Source organism: Dictyobacter arantiisoli (assembly GCF_008326305.1).
Classification (GTDB): Bacteria; Chloroflexota; Ktedonobacteria; order Ktedonobacterales; family Ktedonobacteraceae; genus Dictyobacter; species Dictyobacter arantiisoli.
Genome location: NZ_BIXY01000166.1, coordinates 1 through 3,838, shown reverse-complemented (window position 1 = coordinate 3,838; position 3,838 = coordinate 1). Strand labels below are relative to the sequence as shown.

Genomic DNA, 3,838 nt, shown 5'->3' with positions numbered 1-3,838 from the left:
TGGTGCAGAAAAGGTGCATAGCACCTTTTCTGCACCACACACTAAAAACAGTTTTGAGCACCGCAGGTGCGAAAACTCATGCACCAGGATGGCGAAGAGCATGGGAATCAAACACTGTCTGACAAAGTGTTTGTTTCCCATCACCAGCGGGATCTTGCTGCTCACCTGCTGGCAGGCGCCTGCGCGCCTGCGCCCTTTTTAGTATGTGATGTAGAAAAAGTTCGAAGAACCTTTTCTACATCACATACTAAAAATCTGTTTGAGCACCGCAGGTGCGAAAACTCATGCACAGAGACCGTGGAGACCACGGGAGGCTGACACACTCTGAGGAGTTGTAAGGGCTTAGCGTTGTAAATTTCTCGCGCGGGCCTAATAGGCCTAAAGGTAATGACAATGCCAGGGATATCATTTTTGAAGGTAGGAAAGCGCGCCTCACGCTGAAAAAATTTGAGCAACAGGGCAAATCCCAGACGTGTTGCTCCCGTCTTGTTCCCCAGTTGGGCCAGTTCCCAGACACTGAGCATCCAGTGTTCTATCAGGTCTTCATTTTCCCATTGTCGCTTCATGCGTTCGCTTGTACATCTCCTTTCAATTCATGAGTTTGTGAGTTCCTCAAATAGAGAGTGTCGGAACTGACAGCTTCTTTATAAATAGAACGAAGAATACCAATGAGCACAACAATCGATGCTCCCAGTAGGGAGAATAGGTATGAGTTCCTTTCCAGAAAATTTTTCGGAACTCACAGGTAGTTCCAATTTTACTTTTACTGCGAGGCTCATAGCAGCTTCTGTATGCGTAGCATCTTTATGTAGTTTATTGATGCACACTTCAGAATCATTCTTTCCCTCCTTCTCACTATTTATCGCCTTTTATATTGAGTAAAATAATGATGAGGAAAATCACATAAGAATGGAGAAAAACATATGTTTAGGCCCGATGCTCGCTTGAATCGATCGGAGGACAATTTGTCAGAAATCCGATCTCCTGAAAACACAAATCTTTTATCCGATCGGGATGAATTTCAGCGTAGGTTGTACCTAGAAAATCAACATCCACAAGAAGGAGACATGAGTTCTCGTGATAGCATAGTCAGACAGGCTAGAGATAAAGGCCGAGAGAGGGTGCAAAAGGCAGAGGATATGCGCAAAAATATCGACGTTCCAGGCCACAATCAAGCCGCTAGAGAAGAATATGCAGGCAGGTATAGAACAGAGATCGAGTATACTGGAGATACAGTAGAATTATCGAGTTACGTACAAGGTAAGAATGTGACGCGTTCTTGCTATGATAATTATGTCAGGATAGATGAAGAGAGTGATAAAGCTCATTTTGTACAACAATCGAATTATAAAAGGAGAACTCCACACTATCAAACAAAGGAGTTGATGGAACAATATCCTAAGGGATGTGGAAAATTTGATGATGAGGTTGAATGGAAATCCACAGAACCATCCTCACATGGAATGGTCCTTTTCAACCAAATAGAAAGTTATCAGAACTATGCTCGCGAACATAACCTTCCTCCGCTTGACCTTCACCCTTATGAAGCTGTAGAGCTTGTAAACAGGAAAGATCAAGCTCTAGTGAATGCATTTTTAGGAGAGGGACCAGGAAGCCGAACATTTCGTAAAGGCGACGACGGATATTACGCAATGGCCGGGGGTGATACAGGAAAAGCGAAGTGGGAATTGAGTGTTCATCTGGGGCACGATATTACGCATATTGAAATGGCAAAAGAAGGAGGATGGATGGAACTACCAGATGGTAAAAAGGTAGAAAACGTTGAGCATAAGGTATATTATTATTATAAATAATTATAGTGTAGGATACATTTATTCAATAGGAGGTTCCGGTACTTTTCTCCCCAAAATTCCCACGGAGGATTCGAGTAGAAAAGTATCGGAACCTCCTATAAAGCACTTGAATTCTATTCTCGACTTTCGCTAGCGATGGAACGTCCCCTCATTCAGTATCAGAAACTCATGCTTCTTTTGTTGTTTATAAACGCTACTCTGCCCTTCATGACAGCGTACATGTGCGCCGTGTCGCGCTTGACTGTATCCCTGGTGCAACCAGGAAGTACTCAGAAGGAGGTACTTGGATCACCCAACCTACCTGGAGCCGAAAGGCAAAGGGGACAAGAGCATGTTGCGGAAAGTGCGCCCAAAGAGGCTTCGGATCTTCTGTCATGCGAGAGCATGACCTCACTCAGGCAAAGTGAGTAACGCAGCACCTTACCTTTACCCGAAAGGCGTAAGGGAAAAATAGCATGGTGTATAAAAGCCCGTTAAAGTCCGGATACGAGGACCAGAGGACGGGCAGCGAGGCCGTCCATGGTTAAGGCTAATTGCTTGAACCCTAGTCACGGTGGAACACATGCGTCCCTTGGGACACGTATCATCGCCCATGCCTGATGGTATCAACGAAACTTTCCCAGCGGGGATACAGCCTGCATCAGGGCCAGCTCTCAGGGAGAGAGAAGTGACGTACGGGGAACCTAAAGACGAAGCGAAGATCAGAGGTAACTTGGGGATCGCCTAAACGCGGAGACACGCAAGGTGACGGAGGAACCATACTACTTAAACGCTCACCGTAACGGGTGAGACAAGGGGAAGGGTTCTACACAGAGCCAGTCCCATTCACAGGAGGTTGACTTGGATGAGTCAGCAGACCTTCATGCGATTGGAACATCTACGACAATTGAATAGCAACAGACAGTGGGTGAACGAAGATGTGTATCGGCTGATGTACAAAGAGGATCTGTACATTGTAGCTTACGAACGGATCAAATCGAAACCGGGAAACATGACTCCTGGAACTGATGAAGAAACCCTTGACGGCTTCTCCCTGGAAACCATCCGGGGGGTCGTCCAGGAAATGAGGACCGAACAATTTCACTTCAAACCCGTACGGACGACCTTTATCCCAAAAGCAAATGGCAAGATGCGCAAGTTGGGCATTCCATGTGTACGAGATAAAGTTGTTCAGGAAGTCATACATATGATTCTTGAAGCGATCTACGACAGCCCAAACGCTCCCTACTTTCAGGAAACGAGTCACGGATTTCGGCCACAGCGTAGTTGCCATACCGCTCTACGGGAAGTCCGCACCCACTGGACCGGAGTAAACTGGTACATTGAAGGAGACATACGTGCCTGCTTCGATGAACTCGATCACCAGGTCTTAGTCCACATTCTGCGCAAGAAAATCCAGGATGAGCGCTTTCTCAATCTCATCAGGAAATTACTGAAGGCAGGATATATGGACCTGCATGGAAGCAAAAAGGAAAGTCTCATCGGTCCCCCCCAGGGCGGCATCATTAGCCCAATACTGGCAAATGTGTATCTTCATGAACTTGACGAATATATCGAGGAAGTGAAGAAGATACAGGAAAAAGGGACCAAAAAACGAGATAATCCTGCATATACTCATCTCATCCGGGAGAAAAACCGACTGGCAGCCCAGGGAGCAACGAAAACCAAAGCGTTTAAAGCCATCATGAAACAGATCCGAGCGACCCCCTCAAAAATGGTCAATGATCCCACATTTTGCAGGATAAAATACCTGAGATATGCGGATGATTGGCTCATCGGCCTGTGCGGAAGCCGCGCCACAGCAGAAGAGGTCAAAGAACTGGTGAAAACCTTCCTCCATGACCACCTCAAGCTCACCCTCAGCGAAGAGAAAACGCGCATCACCCATGCACAAACCGAAGAGGCATTCTTTCTGGGAACCATTCTGACTATTGGTAATGGCGGGGAAGCCAAAGTCGTGCTGCAAAAGACCAGCAAGGGCAAAACGATTCAACGAAGAAGCACAGGATGGGCGACCATCCTGA

General features: G+C 46.5%; 2 protein-coding genes. Both read left to right on the top strand.

What is annotated here, in order from left to right; translation table 11 throughout:
- Positions 1-1,067 precede the first annotated feature (1,067 nt).
- Positions 1,068-1,814, top strand: coding sequence for a hypothetical protein (locus F1593_RS27130; protein WP_149404682.1), 747 nt, complete (start codon positions 1,068-1,070; stop codon positions 1,812-1,814).
- Positions 1,815-2,658: 844 nt separating this feature from the next.
- The coding region (locus tag F1593_RS27125; RefSeq protein ID WP_216369009.1) for a reverse transcriptase/maturase family protein at positions 2,659-3,838 on the top strand (1,180 nt) is incomplete at its 3' end.